19 protein-coding genes, 1 tRNA gene and 2 pseudogenes are annotated in these 17,874 nt (G+C 64.9%); 10 read left to right on the top strand and 12 right to left on the bottom strand.

Going from position 1 to position 17,874, the window contains the following annotated elements; genetic code table 11:
- Nucleotides 1-230: 230 nt before the first annotated feature.
- The gene (locus EGH24_RS00100; protein WP_142978151.1) at nt 231-908 is read left to right on the top strand and encodes a DUF7114 family protein; all 678 of its coding nucleotides are present in this window, start codon (nt 231-233) and stop codon (nt 906-908) included.
- A gap of 73 nt (nt 909-981) precedes the next feature.
- Nucleotides 982-1,053, top strand: a tRNA-Thr gene (locus tag EGH24_RS00095).
- Nucleotides 1,054-1,063: 10 nt separating this feature from the next.
- Here EGH24_RS00095 and EGH24_RS00090 read toward each other — a convergent pair.
- The 4 genes from EGH24_RS00090 to EGH24_RS00075 form a co-directional block, all read right to left on the bottom strand.
- Nucleotides 1,064-1,549 carry a hypothetical protein gene (locus EGH24_RS00090; protein WP_142978150.1) on the bottom strand — a complete coding sequence of 162 codons (486 nt, stop codon included), beginning with the start codon at nt 1,547-1,549 and terminating at the stop codon, nt 1,064-1,066.
- Nucleotides 1,550-1,555: 6 nt separating this feature from the next.
- On the bottom strand, nt 1,556-1,861 hold the full coding sequence (locus EGH24_RS00085; RefSeq protein WP_142978149.1) for a ribbon-helix-helix domain-containing protein: 306 nt from the start codon (nt 1,859-1,861) through the stop codon (nt 1,556-1,558).
- Between the two features lie 67 nt (nt 1,862-1,928).
- Nucleotides 1,929-2,843 (bottom strand): CPBP family intramembrane glutamic endopeptidase, encoded by a 915-nt coding sequence (locus EGH24_RS00080; RefSeq protein WP_142978148.1) that lies wholly within the window; start codon nt 2,841-2,843, stop codon nt 1,929-1,931.
- Between the two features lie 137 nt (nt 2,844-2,980).
- Complete coding sequence (locus tag EGH24_RS00075) at nt 2,981-3,466, bottom strand: metal-dependent hydrolase (RefSeq protein ID WP_142978147.1); 486 nt, start codon at nt 3,464-3,466, stop codon at nt 2,981-2,983.
- Between the two features lie 92 nt (nt 3,467-3,558).
- On the opposite strand from EGH24_RS00075, the gene EGH24_RS15190 reads away from it, so the two are divergent.
- Both EGH24_RS15190 and eif1A read left to right on the top strand, forming a co-directional pair.
- On the top strand, nt 3,559-3,696 hold the full coding sequence (locus EGH24_RS15190) for a hypothetical protein (protein WP_185903195.1): 138 nt from the start codon (nt 3,559-3,561) through the stop codon (nt 3,694-3,696).
- A gap of 88 nt (nt 3,697-3,784) precedes the next feature.
- Nucleotides 3,785-4,069 (top strand): annotated as a pseudogene (eif1A, locus tag EGH24_RS00070) (translation initiation factor eIF-1A).
- Between the two features lie 52 nt (nt 4,070-4,121).
- Here eif1A and EGH24_RS00065 read toward each other — a convergent pair.
- Nucleotides 4,122-4,604, bottom strand: coding sequence for a hypothetical protein (locus EGH24_RS00065; RefSeq protein WP_142978146.1), 483 nt, complete (start codon nt 4,602-4,604; stop codon nt 4,122-4,124).
- Between the two features lie 46 nt (nt 4,605-4,650).
- A complete protein-coding gene (locus tag EGH24_RS00060) occupies nt 4,651-6,213 on the bottom strand; it encodes a sensor histidine kinase (protein WP_142978145.1) in 1,563 nt (520 codons plus the stop codon).
- A gap of 275 nt (nt 6,214-6,488) precedes the next feature.
- On the opposite strand from EGH24_RS00060, the gene EGH24_RS00055 reads away from it, so the two are divergent.
- Entirely contained in the window at nt 6,489-7,301 is an 813-nt protein-coding gene (locus EGH24_RS00055; RefSeq protein WP_142978144.1) for an RIO1 family regulatory kinase/ATPase domain-containing protein, read from the top strand.
- Nucleotides 7,302-7,436: 135 nt separating this feature from the next.
- Here EGH24_RS00055 and EGH24_RS00050 read toward each other — a convergent pair whose 3' ends face one another.
- From EGH24_RS00050 to EGH24_RS00035, 4 genes are all read right to left on the bottom strand, one after another.
- A complete protein-coding gene (locus EGH24_RS00050) occupies nt 7,437-8,513 on the bottom strand; it encodes a sensor histidine kinase (RefSeq protein WP_142978143.1) in 1,077 nt (358 codons plus the stop codon).
- A gap of 143 nt (nt 8,514-8,656) precedes the next feature.
- Nucleotides 8,657-9,310 (bottom strand): potassium channel family protein, encoded by a 654-nt coding sequence (locus EGH24_RS00045; protein ID WP_142978142.1) that lies wholly within the window; start codon nt 9,308-9,310, stop codon nt 8,657-8,659.
- Entirely contained in the window at nt 9,307-10,764 is a 1,458-nt protein-coding gene (locus EGH24_RS00040; protein ID WP_142978141.1) for an APC family permease, read from the bottom strand. The genes EGH24_RS00045 and EGH24_RS00040 overlap by 4 nt, the downstream gene beginning before the upstream one ends.
- A gap of 148 nt (nt 10,765-10,912) precedes the next feature.
- Nucleotides 10,913-11,362, bottom strand: a complete 450-nt coding sequence (locus tag EGH24_RS00035; RefSeq protein WP_142978140.1) for a hypothetical protein — start codon at nt 11,360-11,362, stop codon at nt 10,913-10,915.
- Between the two features lie 118 nt (nt 11,363-11,480).
- On the opposite strand from EGH24_RS00035, the gene EGH24_RS00030 reads away from it, so the two are divergent.
- From EGH24_RS00030 to EGH24_RS00010, 5 genes are all read left to right on the top strand, one after another.
- On the top strand, nt 11,481-12,914 hold the full coding sequence (locus EGH24_RS00030; RefSeq protein WP_142978139.1) for a DUF4129 domain-containing protein: 1,434 nt from the start codon (nt 11,481-11,483) through the stop codon (nt 12,912-12,914).
- Nucleotides 12,911-13,615, top strand: coding sequence for a DUF7269 family protein (locus tag EGH24_RS00025; RefSeq protein WP_142978138.1), 705 nt, complete (start codon nt 12,911-12,913; stop codon nt 13,613-13,615). The genes EGH24_RS00030 and EGH24_RS00025 overlap by 4 nt, the downstream gene beginning before the upstream one ends.
- Nucleotides 13,612-14,865 (top strand): DUF58 domain-containing protein, encoded by a 1,254-nt coding sequence (locus EGH24_RS00020; RefSeq protein ID WP_142978137.1) that lies wholly within the window; start codon nt 13,612-13,614, stop codon nt 14,863-14,865. Before EGH24_RS00025 ends, EGH24_RS00020 begins: the two co-directional genes overlap by 4 nt.
- Complete coding sequence (locus EGH24_RS00015; protein ID WP_142978136.1) at nt 14,862-16,568, top strand: hypothetical protein; 1,707 nt, start codon at nt 14,862-14,864, stop codon at nt 16,566-16,568. The genes EGH24_RS00020 and EGH24_RS00015 overlap by 4 nt, the downstream gene beginning before the upstream one ends.
- Before the next feature lie 68 nt (nt 16,569-16,636).
- Nucleotides 16,637-17,362 (top strand): metal-dependent hydrolase, encoded by a 726-nt coding sequence (locus EGH24_RS00010; protein ID WP_142978769.1) that lies wholly within the window; start codon nt 16,637-16,639, stop codon nt 17,360-17,362.
- A gap of 75 nt (nt 17,363-17,437) precedes the next feature.
- Here EGH24_RS00010 and EGH24_RS15735 read toward each other — a convergent pair whose 3' ends face one another.
- Together EGH24_RS15735 and EGH24_RS00005 are read right to left on the bottom strand one after the other, a co-directional pair.
- Nucleotides 17,438-17,572 carry a hypothetical protein gene (locus tag EGH24_RS15735; protein ID WP_281284915.1) on the bottom strand — a complete coding sequence of 45 codons (135 nt, stop codon included), beginning with the start codon at nt 17,570-17,572 and terminating at the stop codon, nt 17,438-17,440.
- 56 nt (nt 17,573-17,628) lie between these two features.
- Nucleotides 17,629-17,874 (bottom strand): annotated as a pseudogene (locus EGH24_RS00005) (IS6 family transposase); the annotation flags it as partial.

Genomic DNA, 17,874 nt, shown 5'->3' with positions numbered 1-17,874 from the left:
AAATACTATCGCATCAGTAACCCCTCTCAGCCGATCTCATACGGAAATCCGAGTAAATTCGTCTGCCACATGTCAGACGAGTGTAGTACTTTTCCCCAATACTCGCCCCGGCGTCGGATGGCGCGACAGTGTCTCTCATCGCCAGCGAGTCGGGCCACGCTGACCGCTCGGCGGTCGGTCGATCCGGCCTTTCCAAAGGTCTTTGCCCGTTGCATCCCTATCTGAGCGTAATGGACGATGCCGTGCGGGCTCGGGCAGCAGCGCGCGAGACGGTCGCCGACATCGAGCCGCCCGCGCTCCGCGAGGTGCTTTTCGACCGGCTCGAAGCAGCCTCGATGGCCCCGGGTGTGCTCGTCGTGGCGAGTGCGACCGGCCGTGATCCCTCGACGGCGACTGAGCCGCTGCTCGACCGGAGTGCCGGCGTGCAGCTGATCTACGAGGGGCTGCGACTCACTCGCTCGCTGGCCCACAGCGAGCCGTGGGCGACCGTCGGCGACCGCGAGATCGACGCCGACATGGACATTCTCGCGGCCGACGTACTCGTCTCCCGTGGCTTCTACCTGCTGGCCCGAACCGAAGCCTCGACGGCAGCCGTCGAAACGATCCGCGCCTTCGGTCGTGATCAGACCGATCGCCGTGCGGCCCCAACCGACGACGACCGCGCTGCTCTCGACCGCAACCTCGAAGCCGACATCTTCGCGCTGGCGGTCCGCGCCGGCGTCACCGCCGTTGGTGGCGAACCCTCCGAGGCCTTGCTGAACCACGTTGCTGCCGCCGCGCGTGAGTACGACGGCGACACGGCGTTGCCGCCGGCTGGCGCGGTGCTCACTGACCCCTTGCGACAGCGACTATCCGAGCACTCGACCGGCGGCGACGGCCCCGTCGCGTCCTCGGTTGGCGATCCCTAACGCGGGCAAACCGCAGGGCGGCACTGGTGAATCGAAACGCCTAAAGACAAACCCGAACTACGAGNTNNTGCNTGCCTGGGTAGCTTAGCGGTAAAGCGCGTCCTTGGTAAGGACGAGACCCCGGATTCAAATTCCGGCCTAGGCTTTCTTTGGTTTCAGTTGAACAGTGCCTTCGCTCGCCTGTAGATCGGCGCGCCGAGCCAGTCCCGTCGGTCGGCAAGCGTTTCCACTTTGCTCACCGCGTCGTCATGGCTCAGCACGTCCCGCTGGACGAGTGCTTTGAGCACGATCGGCGAGATGGCGACATCGGCGTCGACAACGGTCTGTAACTCCGGCAGTGCACGGAGGTCGTCAGTGAGCAGGAACGACGCCCCGTGGTCAGCGCTCAGCCGGCCACAACTCCCCTCGCCGACATCGACACGGGAGGATTCGATCGCGTCGTCGACGCGGTGTATCGTGAGTCGATCCCGCTCAGCCAACACTCGCTGGGCGGCGTCGCCGTGGCTGTCGTCGTACTCGCTTGTTGTCTCCAGTTCGTCGATCACGGTCTCGGTCGTGTGCACATCGAACTCCGAAAGCACCGTCGCAATGAGGTCGACCGTGGCAAGAGAGATGAGCGCGCTCGTGTCGGCAACGATCATGAGCAGTCAGGACAGTTCAGCGAGATCGTCGGCCAGTTCCTCGCCGTCTTCAAGCAGGGTTTTCGACGCTCGGACGGATTCGGCGTCCTGTCGGCCGATCACCGATTTCAGCACGTCGAACCCGATCTCGTCATCAAGGTAGAGATCGACAACCGCTTCCTTGAACCCTTCCTCAGTCTCGACTTCTTCGAAATACGCAAGCAGGGCCTGTTTGACGATCTCGGTCCGGTTGGTCTTGCCGACTTCGGCGGCGATGTCGGCCTTCTCCACCAACTCCTCGGGCAGCCGGAAGTTGACTCGCGTGCTTCCCATTTCGTCTCACGTGTCTGTACGTTGTATGTACGAAAATATAAATTCTCGCCACGGCCCGCGGCGGGATTCAAAAGCCGATCAGCACGACCGCCTGCTCGGAGAGTTCCATCAGTTCGTCCTCGTAGCGGGTGACGATGTACAGCAGCGTCAACAGAATCGAGTTGTAGACCCCGTGGACCAACGCGACGACCGTTAGGTTCCCGGTCCACTCGTAGAGACTCCCGAAGATCACCGAGCCGCCGAACAGTGCCGTCAACGAAATCGCAATCGATGCCGGAGCCGCACTCCCCAGCCCATAAGCCGGGAGGTGAATCAGCGTGAAGATCACGCTCGCAAAGCCGATCGCCCCGACCGGGCCGAACGACTGCCGCAGCCGGGTCTGGATCACTCCTCGGTACAGCAACTCCTCAAAAGGGCCGACGATCAGCAGCATAAACGGAATCAGATAGAGGTAGAACGACGCCGAGATGTTTTCCAGTTCGGCCAGCGCGTGCGGCGAGCTCTCGATCCCGAGGGCCATCCCGACGATCCCCACGCCGATGTTGACCATGATCACCGCAAACGGGGCGAGCAGGATCAGGACGCCCTCGCCGAGCGTCGGCCGGCGGATGTTGAGATACGATATTGTCTTCCCCGTCGCCCAGAGGTAGCCCGCCGCCAGCCCGCCCATTACCAGCAGCTGGCCGAAAAAGAACTGGATGCCGACGCGCACCAGCGGCGACGACGGCTGCGGGATCGAAAACGCATTCAGCGTCAACAGGAGCACGAACCCGACGATCGCCGACAACACCGTCGCGCCGAACCCGAGGCCCGTCCCGACGCCGACAGCCCACGCCTTGCTGAGCACTCGCCAGCCCAGCGACTCCCGGCTGTCGCCACCCGATCCGCTAGCGACGATCTCGCCGTCGGCCGTGACGGCACCGACCGGCTGTTGCTCCCGGCCGCCGTCGCTTGCCGCGTCGGATCGTTTCCGGTCACTCATCGTGGTGCTCCTGTCGGGACCTGCAACGCATGCGTCGTCCGGAGGACCAATCCATCTCGGATTTATTTCCGCACCCCACGGCGAAAAACGCTGGTATTTCGGCAGCCGACGCTGCCACCGACGCTGTCGCCGATGCGTCAGGCGACGCCGAAGGCGACCGCCGCCCAGCCGCCGGTTACGACGATCCCGACCGCGAACAGTCCATAGTTCGCTACGGTATTGTCGGCTCGCGTCAGCGACAGCGAGTAGGTCTGCGGCAGCGGCCACAGCAACGGGACGCCGGCGGGTGTGAGCATGTCGCCGACGAGATGCGCGCCGACGGTCAGCGCGCCGAGCAGAAAGCCGAAGACGCCGAGGCTCACCCCGGCGACGCTGAACGCGCCGCTGATGACGATCCCGACCGCGCCGAACAGGCCACCGATGAGGCCCGCAAACAGCAGCGAGTGGGTCACGCCTCGATGCTCGATCACTGGCAGTCGGTGGTCGATGTCCGGTAGCATGGCGAGCCAAAGCATTACCGCGCCGGTCAGCAGTGCGGGTTCGGGTTCGCCGACGGCAACGAGCCAGTAGCCGACTGGCGCGAACACGAGCATCGAGACACCGAGATGGCCCTTGCGGTACACATGCCAACGCTGCAGAGCGGCCACAAAAGCCGTTCGACTGCTGGGACTGGTGTACTGACAGGGTTTAACACTGCTCGTCGCCTTCGGTCGGTATGGCTCTCGGCCCGCTCGATACTCTTATCAACACCTTTGGCCCCTTTGTGCTCCCAGTGTTGCTGTTTCTGCTCGGCCTGATCGGTTATCTGGTGTTGTTGACGCTGTCGCGGGCGCAGGACTCGGATACTGAGTAGTTCCCGTCGCCGAGTCGTCACGGTAGCGTCCCGCACGGCGACGGAGCGACATGCCACGATTTAATTGGGTTGGGTTCCTATTACAACCGTGTCAGAAGAATCAGGGCGGAACGACCTCCGCATGCCGGACGAGAACGAGATGTTCGCGGTCGTCACCGACATGCTCGGCGGCGGNCGNGTNCGANTNCGNTGTNANGACGGNAAAGANCGGATGGGNCGCATCCCCGGCCGAATGCGGTTCCGGACGTGGATCAACGAGGGCGACGTCGTCATCATCGAGCCGTGGGACTGGCAGGACGAGAAGGNCGANNTCGANTGGCGNTACGANNNNCAGGACGCCGNNCANCTCCGCCGCGAAGGCCACATCGACTAACTCTCCGGTCTTGTTACCGGTCGCTCCCCGCTGAGCGACAGCCACAGACGTTTCAACAGATCGAGTACGTGCTTCTGAGTCCCTCGGCAGTGACGAAGCCGATGACTTCACCGTAGCACGCGCTCGTTTCGACTGTCTCGGTCACGGTATCGCCGCCGCTCGTCAGTTCGATCCGGAACGACTCGATGCCTTCGGGGTTCGCTTGGCGCGTGTTGTACACCTCTCTGTCCTGCTCTTCTGCAGCTAATTGGTGGGTCTCGCTGTAGACCGTTTCACCGGTCGATTCTCGGATGACGGTGACCGTCACCTCGACTGGCTGGTCGGTTTCGTTAGCAAGCCGGATCGGATGATCCGGATCCGGCGTCGTTATGGCGTCCTCGTTTCCGTCTTCGTCTAGTGGGTCTTCGGCTCCGTTCCCGCCGAGACAGCCGGCCGTCGGGAGCAACGCGGCGACACCAACGGTCAGCACCCCACGACGATGGAGCGACCGATCGTGATTCAGCTGCCGGCCGCGGCGCGGTCGCTGGCGACGCATATCTGTTGCTCACTCACTGGGAGCAAAACGATTGCGGCGAGGAGACTTACTTTTCACTGCGGGTCGTCGTCCCGATCGGTTCGCTGTCGGCCATCGAGCCGCCGCTGAAGCCGGAGGGGTCCAACGCCGCGCCGGTGTTTGCGTCCTCGGCTTCTGCTGCCGAGCCGTCGGCGGCGATAAAGGAGAGCGTGACGACCGTCCCGCGCGGTGAGTTCTCGGTGATCGACAGCGTCCCGTCCATCCCGTCGACGATCCACTTGACGAGCCAGAGGCCGAGCCCGCTGATGTGTTCGAGGGGGGTTTCGGCCTCGTTGGTGATCGCGCGTTTCTCGCCCTCGGGAATGCCGGGGCCGTTGTCGCGGATCTCCACTTCGACGCGACCGGTTTCCGTGCGGTGGGTCACGTCGATCTCGATCTCCGGACAGCTGTTGTCGTTGTGGACGATGGAGTTGTCGAGGACGTTGCTGATGGCAATTCGGACAAGCGTGTTGCCGATGATCGAGGCCTCCTCGATCCGCGAGCGGATGATGACGCTTGGGTACTGGCCGTGGAGTTCGTCGATCTCCTCGCGGACGATCTGTGAGAGGTGGACCTGCCGGAGGTCGCGCTCGACGCCGTGGAGCTGTTTGTCGATCGTGCGGACCTTATCGCCCAGATTCACCAATGAGAGGGCCTTCTTGCGGATCGTCTCGGCGTGGCTGGCGACGACGCGGTCGTCGGAGTCACACAGCATCTCCGCGTGGCCGACGACGACGTTCATGTCGTTGCGGAGGTCGTGGCGGAGGATGCGGTTCATCACCTGTCGTCGCTGCTCGAAGTGGTGTTGGTCGGTCACGTCGCGGGCGGTGAGGATCAGCCCGTCGATGGCCGGGATCGAGTCGTTTTCGCGGACCGCGATCTCGAACATCTTCCAGCCGTTGCCCGCGGTCTCCAGCCGGCAGTGGTGGATCGACGCGTTGTCGGTTTCGCTGGCCGCCTCGAGAGCGTTCCTGACGGTCTGTTTGTCGTCAGGATGGGTGATGTCGACGATGTTGTCGGTATCGACGAGTTCGGTCAACTGCTCGGTCGGAGAGTCCGGGACTGAGCTGATGTATCGGATCGTTCCGTCCGCCCGGACGATGGCGACCGTGTCAGCGGTGTAATCCAACACGGTTTCGAACTGGGATTCGATCTGCCGTTGGGCACTGATCTCATCGAAGAGGAGTAGCTTGGCGGCTGCGGGAGTCGACGCGTCCAGCGGTTTGACCCGGACGATGAAGTGCCGTTTCGTCTCACCCCGTCCGACGACGAGTTCGACGCCGTCGGCGTGCGCTCGGAGGACGGGTAGCTCTTCGGCGTCGGTGTCGGTCTCGCCGGTAATACTGTCGATGAGCGACTCCGTGTCGTCGTCGGGTTCGGTTTCCAAGCCGCTGAGCGTCTCGCCGTGCGGCAGTGCTTCGCCGATCGGGGTGCCGGTCACGTCCGCCGAGAGCCCGAAATATTCCCGGGCGGTCTCGTTGGTGTGGCTGATCGCCCCGTCCTCATCGACGACGACGACCCCGTCGTCGATGGCGGCGAGGATCGCTTCGGAGAGCCCGTCGCTGCCGATGACATCCGCCCGTCGGCTCATCGCCTACCACCAGCCGACGCCTGCCCGGACGTGCTGTGCCCAGACGTGTCAATGACAGATACCATCACTTGCCCCACTCGTTAGCAACTACAACAGGACGAATATACATAATACAATCGGTCACAATCTCGAATACTAATAATTTCGCCAACATGTCGTGCGTGTCTATACCATGTTGTGGTTTCTCATGGCAACCGTAAACCGCTCTGTGCCCGCTGCCGGGTGATTTCGGCTGCACCGGTCATTTATTACGACTGACCGCCTCGATACGCGTAGTGTTGCTGCGTCGTCTCGTCCGTGGTCGTATCAGCTGGGGGGACTTAGAGCGCGTCGTCCAGGCTGTCGCCGACCGCTACGACCGCTCGCCGTCCCACGCCCGGTTTCTCGACGCGGATAACTGGCTGTCGACGCCGGTCGTGATCGACGAGGAGCTGTTCGTGAAGATCATCAGCCAGCAGAACACGCTGGTCCACGCGCTGTTTACGACTGGCCGGAACCTCGGGGCGTTCTCCAGTGGAACCGCCGGCTTCTTCGAGTCCTTCCAGACGCCTGCCGAGATGGCCCGCCACGAGCTTGAGGCGACTCGGGAGATGCGCGACCTCGGGCTCAACACGCCCGAGCCGAAGGAGGCCTTCGAGGTCGACGGCTACGGCATCGTCGTCTTCGAATATCTGCCGGAGTTCCGCGCGCTCGACGATCTCGATCCCGACACCGAGGCGTCGCTGGCGACCGAGCTGTTCGCCGCGCTGGCGACGCTTCACGATGCGGGCCTCGCTCACGGCGACCTCCGGGCGGAGAACGTGCTCATCCGCGGCGACGACCTCTACTTCATCGACGCGACCAGCGTCGACAGCGAAGCCCGGGAGGCGATCCGCTCGTACGATCTGGCCTGCGGGCTGGCCGCGCTCGAACCGATCCTCGGCGCGCGGGCGACCGTCGACGCCGCCCTCGAATCGTACTCGATTTCGTCGGTGTTGGATGCTGCCGACTTCCTTGGATTCGTCAGTATTCGGCCGGACCACGACTTCGCGGCCGCCGCGCTGAAAAGCGAGATCGAGAAGGCTGCGACCGACAGCCAGCGCGTCTGAATCCATATTTCGGCACTCGCGTCGCTCGTTTTCCGTGGTGGTTGCTACAGGATGGCCGTTTTTGACAGAACCGCACAAATGCCACTACCCGGCGGCCTCCTTCGAGCGGCGGCTGGTGACGCGTTGTGAGCGGCCTCACTCCTTGTCAGGAATCGTGAAATGAAACGTCGTTCCGTCGCCCACAGTTGACTCGACCCAGATGTCGCCACCGTGGCGTTCGATGACCTGTTGGCAGACGGCGAGGCCGATCCCGGTACCGTCGCTGTCGCCGCCCTTGTCGAAGACATCGAAGATGTCGTCCTGCCGATCCGCAGGAATGCCGGGGCCGTTGTCAGCGACGGTGAATTCGGTCTCTCCGTCTCGCTCTGTCGCGCGTATCTCCACCACCGTATTTTCGTCGCCGTGTTCGATGGCGTTCTTGACGAGGTTCTGGAAGACCTGTCCAAGCTGGGCCCTGTCAGCGGTTACTGTCGGCAACGTCTCGCGGTCGATCTCGACACCGGACTCCGCGATTTTGAGTTTGAGATCCTGCAACATATCGTCGAGCACCGCGTCGGTATCTACCGTTTCAAACGGGTTGCCGTCGGTCTGGACCCGCGAATACTGGAGCAGTCCGTCGATCATCGCCTGCATGCGGTCTGCCCCCTTCGCGGCGAACGCCATGTACTCCTGTGTGTCGTCGTCAAGCTCGCCGTCGAGGTCGGCTTCGAGCAACTCGATGTAACTGCCGATCATCCGGAGTGGCTCCTGGAGGTCGTGGGAGGCGACGTAGGCGAACTGTTCGAGTTTCTCATTGGACTGTTCGAGCTCCCGTTTCGTTGCCCGCAGTTCCTGTTCGCGTTCTTTTCTGTCGGAGATATCCCGACTGGTAGTAATATATCCGTCAATCGGGATCTCCGGGCCGGGTGCTGTCCCTGTGACTTCTAGCCAGATCCACCCGCTGTTTTTCGTCTCGAATCGAAACTCGATCTGTTTTTCGATGTGGCCATCGGCATCAACAAGCGCGTAAAATTCCTCCGCGACATGGATCCGGTCATCCGGGTGAATATAGTCGAGTATGTTCTCGCCGACCAGTTCGTCGCGTTCCCACCCTTTGATATGCGGAGAGTTCGGAGACTGATAGCGGACAGTACCGTCCTCGGCGACGATTGAAACCACGTCGGACCCCTGCCGAATCAGTGATTTATATTGGGCTGCCGATAAATCGTCCATCTCTGAAATATCCGTCGAGTTCGTATTTATATTTTGGCGTGGATGTACAGATTCAGCCGACTATAGATGTAGATTTTCTATACTCACGCCCAGATCAATCCCTTCGGCCTGCGTCTGCATAGTTCGTACCTACCCGGGTCCGGCTACCCGCGCAAGAGGTTCAGCACTTCGTCGGCGACGGCGGGTTCGACGGCGACGAGATAGCGACTCCCCGGCGTCAGCGTTGTCTCGGAGCCGACGACACAACTCCCCGCGCCGTCGGAGATGATGAGCGCGCCGTCGGGGAAGCGCACGTCGCTGAGCTGTTTGCCCGCAGCCGGCGCGTCCTTGGCAACACGGATCTGCATAATGTCCAGCTCGCCAGTCACATCCGCCAGCGTCTGGACGTCGCTGCCGACGATCTCGTTGGCGGCGACCCGCGCGCCGGCCCGCTCGGGGAAGACGACGGCGTCGACGAACCGGAGGTACGCCTCGCCGACCGCGCGGTCGATTCGGGCGACCGTCCGAATCCCGGGGTTGAGTTCCGCGGCCGCGAGACAGACCGCAAGGTTCAGTCCGGTTTCACCTGTCAGCGCGGCGATCACGTCGGCCGAGTCGACGCCGGCCTGTTCGATGATGTCGGGGTTCGTCGCATCGCCGGTGATCAGCGTCGCCAGCCACTCGTCGGCCAGCCGATCGGTCACCGCTTGGTCGCGTTCGATGATGGTGACGTTGTGCCCGCGGTCGGCCAGCAGCTCCGTGGTCTCACAGCCGACCCGGCCGCCACCCGCGATGATTACGTCACGATCCTCGGTCATGGGTGTTCTTCGCCCTCCGGAGTGATTTCGCTGTTGGTCATGGAGTCAGTGGTCTCGTTTTGCCGCGCTCGATAACGGTTAAGCGCGAGGTAGGCGACTCCGCCGAGGCCAAGCCAGCCGACGCTCAGCAGGATTGCGAGTCGGTCGGTCCGCAGCAGGTACTCGACGAGAACGCCTGTTAACAGGAGGTTGAGCGCGATCCCGATCAGCGGCGGAGCCGGATAGAACGGAATCTCGTAGGGTCGGTTCATGTTCGGCCGCTCGCGGCGAAGCCGGATGACGGCGACGTTGACGATGATAAAGGACAGGAGGAAGAACAGACTCGACATGTTGCCCGCGCTCTTGGTCGGCAGCGCGACCGAGCCGAGCATCACGACCGCGCTGGCGAGGATCGCCACGAACGGCGTCCCGTAGCGGTGATGCAGCTGACCGACCGACGGGAGCAGTTGCCCCTCTCGGCCCATCGAGAAGGCGACCCGCGAGGAGGCGATGACGACGGCGTTGAGCGCGGTGAGTGTCGAGAACACAGCCCCGAAAACGATCAGCGCGCCCCCGTTCTGGATGATCGGCAGCCCGGTCGGCATGAACGAGGTCGCCGCCTCGGCGATGCCGGCCTCGCCCGCCGCGGCCAGCCCCTCGGCACCGAGCGTCCCGACGGCCACCGCGACGACCGCCAAGTAGACGATCACGGTGGCGACGAGGCTCAGGAAGATCGCCTTCGGAATGTTCTCCCGTGGGTTTTCGACTTCTTCGGTGACTGTTGTGATGAGGTCGTAGCCCTCGAAGGCGATGAACGTCAGCCCCATCGCCGGCAGGATCGATGCTGGCCCCGTGTCGGGGAAGAGTGGCTGGAACTCCGCGGACGAGAACATCGGCGAGGTAACCCCGAAGGCAACGAACACCACGAGGATGCTCACCTTGATAATGGTAAAGATCGTCTCCGCGCTCCCGCTTGCGGCTGTCGAGACAGCGTTGAGCGCGACCAGCCCGGCGACCGCGGTGAACGCCAGCAACACCGACAGCGGGATCGACGCCTCGATCACCGGGACCGCGATAGCACCGACTTCCTCGGGCGGCGCGACGACGCCGTAGACGTGCAGGAGTTCCAAAAAGTTCGGCGCGAAGCCGAGCGCGTAGAGCGCGCCGGCGATCATGTAGGCGAACCAGAGCATCCAGCCCATGATGAACGAGGCGAAGTCGGCGAAGATCTCCCGGACGAAGGCATACCCGCCCCCGCTTTTCGGGATCGATGCGGCGAGTTCGGCATAGGAGAGTCCGGTGAAGGCGGTGACGACGCCGTTGAGCGCGAAGACGACGATCGCGGCCGGCCCGGAGATCTCGGCGGCCAGCCCGGTCAGCACGAAGATGCCGGCTCCGATCATCGCACCCATTCCGATCATCGTCGCGTCCAACAGTCCGAGTTCGGCGTTCGGCGAGCGGTTCCGGCTACTCACGGCGACCACTCCCGCCGACGCTGTGAACAACTACAGGGCACCGGTGGCCGGTGGTGCGTCGGATTGGGTTAAGAAGCTACCGCTGCTTCCCAGTGAGCACACGACATCGCTGCGTTGTCGGCGATGGCGACTACCGGCCCGCCGTTGCTCAGTCGGCCGTCGACGGCGACACATCCAGTTCGGCGAGTGCGGCGTCGATAACGGCTGCTTCGACGAGATCACGCTCTTCTGTCATCGGGTCGTCGGCGTCGGCCAGCACCTCGCGGCTCCGTGAGAGCAGCCGGGCTTCCATTTCGCTGTGATCCGTCGGGGCTTTCGTTTCGTTGAGCAGGGCCTCGAAATCCTCCCGCAGATCGAACGAGGCGTAGGCGACGTTACACCGCGACAGCGGGTGTTGGTCCATATCGAGGGCGAGGTCGCAGACGAGATCCCAGTCGTCGGCACAGAACTGCAGGGTCACCGGGCTGACGATGTCCTGCCACGCGATTGGACCGCTGTTTTCCATCAGCGTCACCGCCCGCGGCGGGACTTCGATCCGGCTCTCGGTGGTCGGGCTCCCACAGAGACAACAGGGGGTGTCGGTCCGCCCGGTAAACATGGCTGTTCGTAGGGTGGCAACGCGTATGTGGCTTCCGCCCTCTCGCGTCCCTCTCTGGCCTCGCTCCCGACCGAATCGCCACAGCGGTTATGTACGCGCCCGTGGTTGTACCCATATCATGGCTGTCGGGGGAGGCGGGCGCACCACCGGGCTGGCCGCGCTGTTACTCGCTCTCGGGGTGGTCCTCGCGGCGGGCGCGCTGCCGGCGTTGGCCGGTCAGACGCCGCTGGACCGCGTCAGCGAGTCCGCCAGCGACGGCGTCGACGACGCGGTCGCCTCGGCCGCCGGCGAGGCCGGCCAACCCGCTACCGGCGAACTCAACGACGACGTTGCAGCCGCCGCCGAGGACGCCGAGATGACCGGCGCGGCGAAATCCCTCGCCGGCCTGCTTGCGACGCTCCTCGGCGAGGACGCCGTCGGCGGCGCGCTCGGCGGCAGCGTCAGCGGTGTCGATCCGGGCGACGCCGAGATATCGCCGGAATCGATTGACGGCACGGTTCCTGACGGTGAGCCGACTGCCGGCGACTCTCCGGACGGACCGACCGCTGACGGATCGACTGACGGGACGACTACCGACGGCACGACTGACGGCGCGACTACTGACGGAACGACCACTGACGGCACGACAGCCGATGGCACTGCGGATGGGACGGCAGCCGACGGAACCACGGACGGCTCCACCGCGACCAGTGAGTCTACTGATGGAACAACTGACGGCGCAAGCGGTGGCGACAGCGACGCCGGAACGACCGGCGGTGAGACGACCTCCAGCGACGGGACAACCACGACCGGCGAATCCGGTGGCGACGCTGAAACCGGCCAACTGACGCAGGACGGTGACGGCACCAACACCGACCAAGCGAGTCAGACCGAAGACTCGGCCGCTGGTGACGAGGGCCCGACGGAACCCGAAGGCGTCGCCGACCGCGGGCGACTGGAGACTATCATCCTCGTTGTTGTCGCCATCGTACTGCTTATGGTCGCCGTACTCGCCTATCGCAGCGACAAGCCAGCGATCGAGTTCCTGCTCTCGTTGCCAACGATGTTCGCAAACGGCGTCACCCGATTCGTTTTCGGTGTCGCTGACGCCGTCGAGCGAGCGGTCGCCGCGCTGCGGTCGGTCTCGACGCTCGACGAACTGCGGGCCCTCCTGCTCGCCACCGCCGCCGACGCGAAAGGGTCGCTCGACTCGTCGGTGCGGTCGCTGCTCGGTCGTGAGCCAGCTGGCTCCGAGACCGCCGCGTCGCCGTCGCTTGGGAGCGACCGCCAGCGGATCAGGGACGCGTGGCGAACCGTCGTCGATGTCGCCAGCGTCAGCCGGTATCCGAACCGCACGCCGGGAGAGATCAAACAGCGGGCTGTCGATGCCGGCCTCCCCGAGCCGCCGGTGGCGACGCTGCTCGGCGCGTTCCGAGCCGTCGAGTACGGCGACCGCGATCCGGGCGACCGCGCCGACGCTGCCGTCGATGCCGCCGAACAGGTCGAAGCCGCCGCGGCGGCGTTGACTGACGATGACGCCGACGCACCGCCGACCGAGGAGGGCGAGCCATGAGGCGGCTCCGCGCGCTCCTGCCGCTCGGCATCGCCGCCGCCATGCTGGCTATCGTGGTGATTCTCTACCGATTCCCGACCCAAGTGCTCGCGGCGGTGCCGAGCGTTCGGACCCTGCTTTCGGCCGCCGAGCCAGTGGCGTTCCTGCTGGCGGCGACGGTCATGCTCGTGTTCGTCGGGCTCGTGATCATCGTCCGCTCGCGGCTGTTGGGCGACCGGACGCTCGGCGACGACGAGCCCCGGACGGAAGCCACGCAATCGCTGTTCCGGGACGGCAGCACGACCCGCGGCGACCTCGGCGCGGGCTTCGACGCGAACTACGAGACGGCGACCGACTACGGCGGCACCTCCCGGAACCAGCGCGAGGCCGCCCGCCGCGCTACCGTCGCCGAACTCGGCCGCACTGCGGCGACGACCATCCAGCGAACCACCAGCGACGACGCTGACTCCGCCAGCGAGGCCGTTGGCACCGGCGACTGGACGACCGACGACCGCGCCGCTGGCCTGCTGGCCGACGAGGAGGGGCCCTCGGTGCCGCTCGCGCTCACTGTCTGGGATCTGCTCCGTGGCCGCGACCCCTTCGAGACGGGTGTCGCTCATGCGATCACCGCGATCGAGCGGTACTACAATCCTGATGGCACGGACCAGTCGGCGCGTGACGCGGCGGATCGCGCCGGATCTGCGGAGGGCAGCGACGGATGAAGCACCTCTCGCGGTGGCAGGGGGCGATGGTCGGCGCGATCCTGCTGACCGTCCTCGGCGTCGTTATCGGGCTCGAAACGCTGCTGTTGGTCGCGCTGGTGGCGATCGGGCTCGTGGTGCTGGCGGAGGCCTCGCCTGCACCGCCGGCCGAGTACACCGTCCGCCGCAGCCTCGATACCGACCGGCCGACCCCCGGCGTCCCGGTAACGGTCACCATCGAGATCGACAACGACGGCGATCGGATGTTGCCGGACCTCCGCGTGACCGAGGACCTCCCGGAAGACGTGGCCGTCGTCAGCGGAACGCCCTCGTTTGCAACATCGCTCAAACCCGGTGGTTCGGCCAGCCATAGCTACGAGATCATCGCGCCGCGCGGGGAGTTCAGCTTCGGCGAGGCGACCGTCCGGCGGCGAAACCTCGCGGCGACGTTCGGCGCGGCCGACCACGTCACCGCCGAGGGGACGGCCGAGTTCACCTGCGAGACGCTGCTCGATCGGATGCCGCTGCGCCAGCAGACGATCCAGTTCTTCGGTGAGACGCCGACCGACACCGGCGGCTCCGGACTGGAGTTCTACTCGGTGCGGGAGTACCGCCCGGGCGACCCGCTGAGCCGGATCGACTGGAACCAGTATGCCCGCTCGGGGACGCTCTCGACGGTCGAGTACCGCTTGGAGCAGGCCGTCACCGTCGTCTTCGTCATCGACGACCGCGTCGCGGCCCACGTTGACGGCATCGGCGGCGGGCCGAACTCCTTCGATCTCTCGCTGTACGCCGCCGCCCGCGGGATCGTCGCCTCGATCGAGCGTGGCAACCGCACCGGGCTCGCCACCCTGACCGGGAGTTGGGTCGATCCCGGTGCCGACGAGGGCACTCGCCAGCGGATCAACGACGTGCTCGATACGGCTGCGACGACCGATCAGGCCGTCGCTACCGACGGCGGCACCGATCGACTCCTCGGCCGCTTGCCGGCGAACGCACAGGTCGTCGTCTGTAGCCCGCTCGTTGACGACGAAATCGTCGATGCCGCCGAGCGGATTTCCGCCTACGGCCATGCGGTGAGCGTCCTCTCGCCGGATATGACGACCGGGCTTGCGGTTGATGAGCTGACGCCGGGCCAGCGCGTCGCGGGACTCCAGCGACGCGGCCGGATCGAACGCCTGCGCGGCCGTGACATCCCGGTCGCCGACTGGACGCTTCGGGAGCCGATCATGGTCGAACTCCAGCGGCTCCAACAGCGGTGGTCGCCGTGAGCGAGCCGTACGCGACGCTGTCGGGCGACGCAGACGATACACCTGAGGAGAGTGACGCTGCGACCGATCGGCTGGCGGCGGTGCGGGCGGCCCTTCGAGCAACGCTCGGCGACACGAAAGCCCACCTCCGCCGCCGGCTCTACAGCCTCCGGTTCGGCGATTGGGTGACGATCCTGCTCACACTCGGTGTAGTCAGCGTCGTCGGCACCGCCTTTGCTGGCCCGACCGGTGCGGCCCTCACCGTCGCCAGCGGGCTGTTACTCGCGGCCACGCTGGCGACGACCGCCAGCGACAATCCGCTGGTGACCGCCCTCGGCGTTGCGGTCGGCACGCTCGCCGGCGCGGCGACGCTGGCGATGGGTGCGTTCGTCGTCTACGTCGTCCTCCAGCGCGGCTTTTTCGGCCTCTTCGCCGGGCTCGGATTACTCTCCTTGGCACTCGCCAGTTTCGGGGCGTTCCTCACGCCGGCGCGAACCCTCAGCCGGCTGGCGATCCTCCGCAGCAGCGCGGTGCTGGTCACCGGCGCGCTCGGGATCGGTTTCGTTCTCGCCGCACAAGTGCTGCCGCGGGCCGCGCTCAGAGGGCAGGCCGTCGACGCGCTGGCTGCCGTCGGCGACGTGGTGGTGTCGACGCTGCTGTCGGTCGCGCCGAGCCACGCGCTGGCGACGTTTTTGATCTTGGTGTCGATCACACTATTCGCGGTCGGGCGGCTCCTCGCGCGGCTTCCGGTCGAGCGACTGCTGCCGCCCGATCGACGCTCCGGTGTCACGGCGACGATTACGACAGTGCAGGCGTGGCGGTCGACCGCTGCTCGGGGTCTGTTCAGTCTCGGTGCGGTTGTCGGCTTCGGGCTGTTGCTCAATGCGGCGGCTCCGGCGGGAGCGGCGACGATCACGCGCTACACGTCGCTGCTGCGAACCGATGTGCTCGCTGCGACCTTACCGCCCTCGCTTGGCGGCCTACTCGTCGGCATCGTCACCGCGCCCTCGCTCAGAGCGGCGTTGTTGGTGACGACGATCGGCTCGGTTGGCGTTCTCGCTGTTTTTCGCGCGCTCGGCTCGCTGCGGCGCGGGCTGGGCTGGACGCTGGCGCGACTGCTCGCACCGATTGCGGGTGGGGTTCTGACCGCGCTGCCCGCCGGCTATCTCGCGGCCGAGTTCGGCGTAATGGAGCGGTTGCTTGCGGCCGCACCGTCGGCCGTCCCGGCGGCGATCATCGAGTTCGCGGAGGCCGCCCCACCGTTTGCGGCCGGGACCGCCGTCGTCGGGCTGCTGGTGCTGCTCGCGCTCCAGCCGCTCGGCGTCGTCGGCTCACTAAAGACCGTGCTGGTGATTCCGAACCGGGCCGGCAGCGTCGCGCTCAGCAGCGTCGGCCTGTTCGGCGTCGCCGTCGCTGCCGTGATCGTCGATCTGGTCGGCTTCGCCGTCGTCGCTGCCGCCGCCGGACTCTGTGTTTGGGATGTCGGCGAGTTCGGGACGGGAATCCGCGAGGAGTTGCCCGACGGCTCGCCGACGCTCCGAACCGAGACGATCCACGCCGCCGGGAGTCTGCTGTACTGTACGGTCGCCGCCGCGGGCGCGTGGCTCCTGTATCAGCTTGCAGTGCCGCGGCTCACACCGCCGGCCGCCGATATCGCCGCCGTCGGCGTCGTTCTCTCGCTGGGGATCGCCGCGCTGTTGGCTCTGCGAGTGAGCTCGCCGTAGCGGTCGGCAACCCCCACCGCCGGCCGAGTTTTATGTGTCTGCTGCCGGTAGTACAACTGTCTATGACGATAGAGATAACATATCATGGTCACTCCGCATGGCACGTCGCCGTCGGTGAAACGTCCCTCCTCATCGACCCGTTTTTCGACAACGCCCACAGCGAACTGGAGCCCGAAGACGTCGAGACACCCGACTACGTCCTGCTCACCCACGGCCACGCCGACCACATCGGTCACGCCGAGCACTTCTCGGAGGCGACGCTGGTCGCCACCCCCGAAATCGTCAGCTACGCGAAAGCCGAGTTAGGCTACGAGGACGCCGTCGGCGGCATCGGCATGAACCTCGGCGGCACCGTCGAGTGCGGCGACGCCTTCGTGACGATGGTTCGCGCCGACCACACCAACGGCATCAACACCGAACACGAGTACGAGGGCGGCATGCCCGCCGGGTTCGTCATCAGCGACACCAAACCCACACAGGTCGCCGACAGCGAGTCGACGACGTTCTACCACGCTGGCGACACCAGCTTGATGAGCGAGATGAAAGACGTGATCGGACCGTATCTCGAACCCGACGCCGCGGCCGTTCCGATCGGCGATCACTTCACGATGGGCCCGTGGCAGGCTGCGCAGGCGGTCGATTGGCTCGATGTAGAGTATGCCTTCCCGATGCACTACCGAACCTTCCCGCCGATCGATGTTGACCCCGACGACTGGGTGCGTGAGGTCCGCGCCACCGGCAGCGGGACGGAAGCCCACGTACTCGACGGCGAGGAATCGTTCGTTCTTGAATAGGCGACATCGACGAATCAAAACCGCCGGCACAAACTCTCGACACGGCGAAAACAGCCACTCTGCGGTCGGCGCGGCTTACTGCTGGGCGCGGTGGTGCCGGTACGTCATCGACTTCCCATCGATGATCACGAGATCCCGCCCTTCGGGGTCGTGACGGGCTTTCGCTGGCGGTGCGTGGCCGAAGACGTACGGTGAGTCACTCTGTACCATACCCGAACGGTAGCGATGGGTGAATATAAGTCTTTGTCAGACAATACCCATCGTGTTTAGTTAAGCGAATTCCACCAGACGGCGAACGATTGCAGCCACGTTTCTGCGGTTGCTGGATCGACATGGCTGAAACTATTGCTAAACGAAGACGTTCGACGTTTTATTTCTCTAAAGACACGTTCGACAGCATTCCGATTTCCATGGCGAACAGTTTGAAATCGGAGTCCTGCTCGGTTCAATGCCGCTGAAAGATGGTGAGCGTAATCAACGAGAAACACGATGTTTCTGAGGCTGTGTTTCTC

It is taken from the genome of Halonotius terrestris (genome assembly GCF_006861665.1).
GTDB lineage: Archaea > Halobacteriota > Halobacteria > Halobacteriales > Haloferacaceae > Halonotius > Halonotius terrestris.
Note: the sequence above shows the minus strand (reverse complement) of the source record. Positions and strands in the feature narration are given on the sequence as shown.

Excerpts from the sequence above, each read along its gene's own strand:
- EGH24_RS00100 (WP_142978151.1), top strand. The coding sequence starts at position 231 with ATGGACGATGCCGTGCGGGCTCGGGCAGCAGCGCGCGAGACGGTCGCC.
- EGH24_RS00090 (WP_142978150.1), bottom strand. The coding sequence starts at position 1,549 with ATGATCGTTGCCGACACGAGCGCGCTCATCTCTCTTGCCACGGTCGAC.
- EGH24_RS00085 (WP_142978149.1), bottom strand. The coding sequence starts at position 1,861 with ATGGGAAGCACGCGAGTCAACTTCCGGCTGCCCGAGGAGTTGGTGGAG.
- EGH24_RS00080 (WP_142978148.1), bottom strand. The coding sequence starts at position 2,843 with ATGAGTGACCGGAAACGATCCGACGCGGCAAGCGACGGCGGCCGGGAG.
- EGH24_RS15190 (WP_185903195.1), top strand. The coding sequence starts at position 3,559 with ATGGCTCTCGGCCCGCTCGATACTCTTATCAACACCTTTGGCCCCTTT.
- EGH24_RS00065 (WP_142978146.1), bottom strand. The coding sequence starts at position 4,604 with ATGCGTCGCCAGCGACCGCGCCGCGGCCGGCAGCTGAATCACGATCGG.
- EGH24_RS00060 (WP_142978145.1), bottom strand. The coding sequence starts at position 6,213 with ATGAGCCGACGGGCGGATGTCATCGGCAGCGACGGGCTCTCCGAAGCG.
- EGH24_RS00050 (WP_142978143.1), bottom strand. The coding sequence starts at position 8,513 with ATGGACGATTTATCGGCAGCCCAATATAAATCACTGATTCGGCAGGGG.
- EGH24_RS00045 (WP_142978142.1), bottom strand. The coding sequence starts at position 9,310 with ATGACCGAGGATCGTGACGTAATCATCGCGGGTGGCGGCCGGGTCGGC.
- EGH24_RS00035 (WP_142978140.1), bottom strand. The coding sequence starts at position 11,362 with ATGTTTACCGGGCGGACCGACACCCCCTGTTGTCTCTGTGGGAGCCCG.
- EGH24_RS00030 (WP_142978139.1), top strand. The coding sequence starts at position 11,481 with ATGGCTGTCGGGGGAGGCGGGCGCACCACCGGGCTGGCCGCGCTGTTA.
- EGH24_RS00025 (WP_142978138.1), top strand. The coding sequence starts at position 12,911 with ATGAGGCGGCTCCGCGCGCTCCTGCCGCTCGGCATCGCCGCCGCCATG.
- EGH24_RS00020 (WP_142978137.1), top strand. The coding sequence starts at position 13,612 with ATGAAGCACCTCTCGCGGTGGCAGGGGGCGATGGTCGGCGCGATCCTG.
- EGH24_RS15735 (WP_281284915.1), bottom strand. The coding sequence starts at position 17,572 with ATGGTACAGAGTGACTCACCGTACGTCTTCGGCCACGCACCGCCAGCG.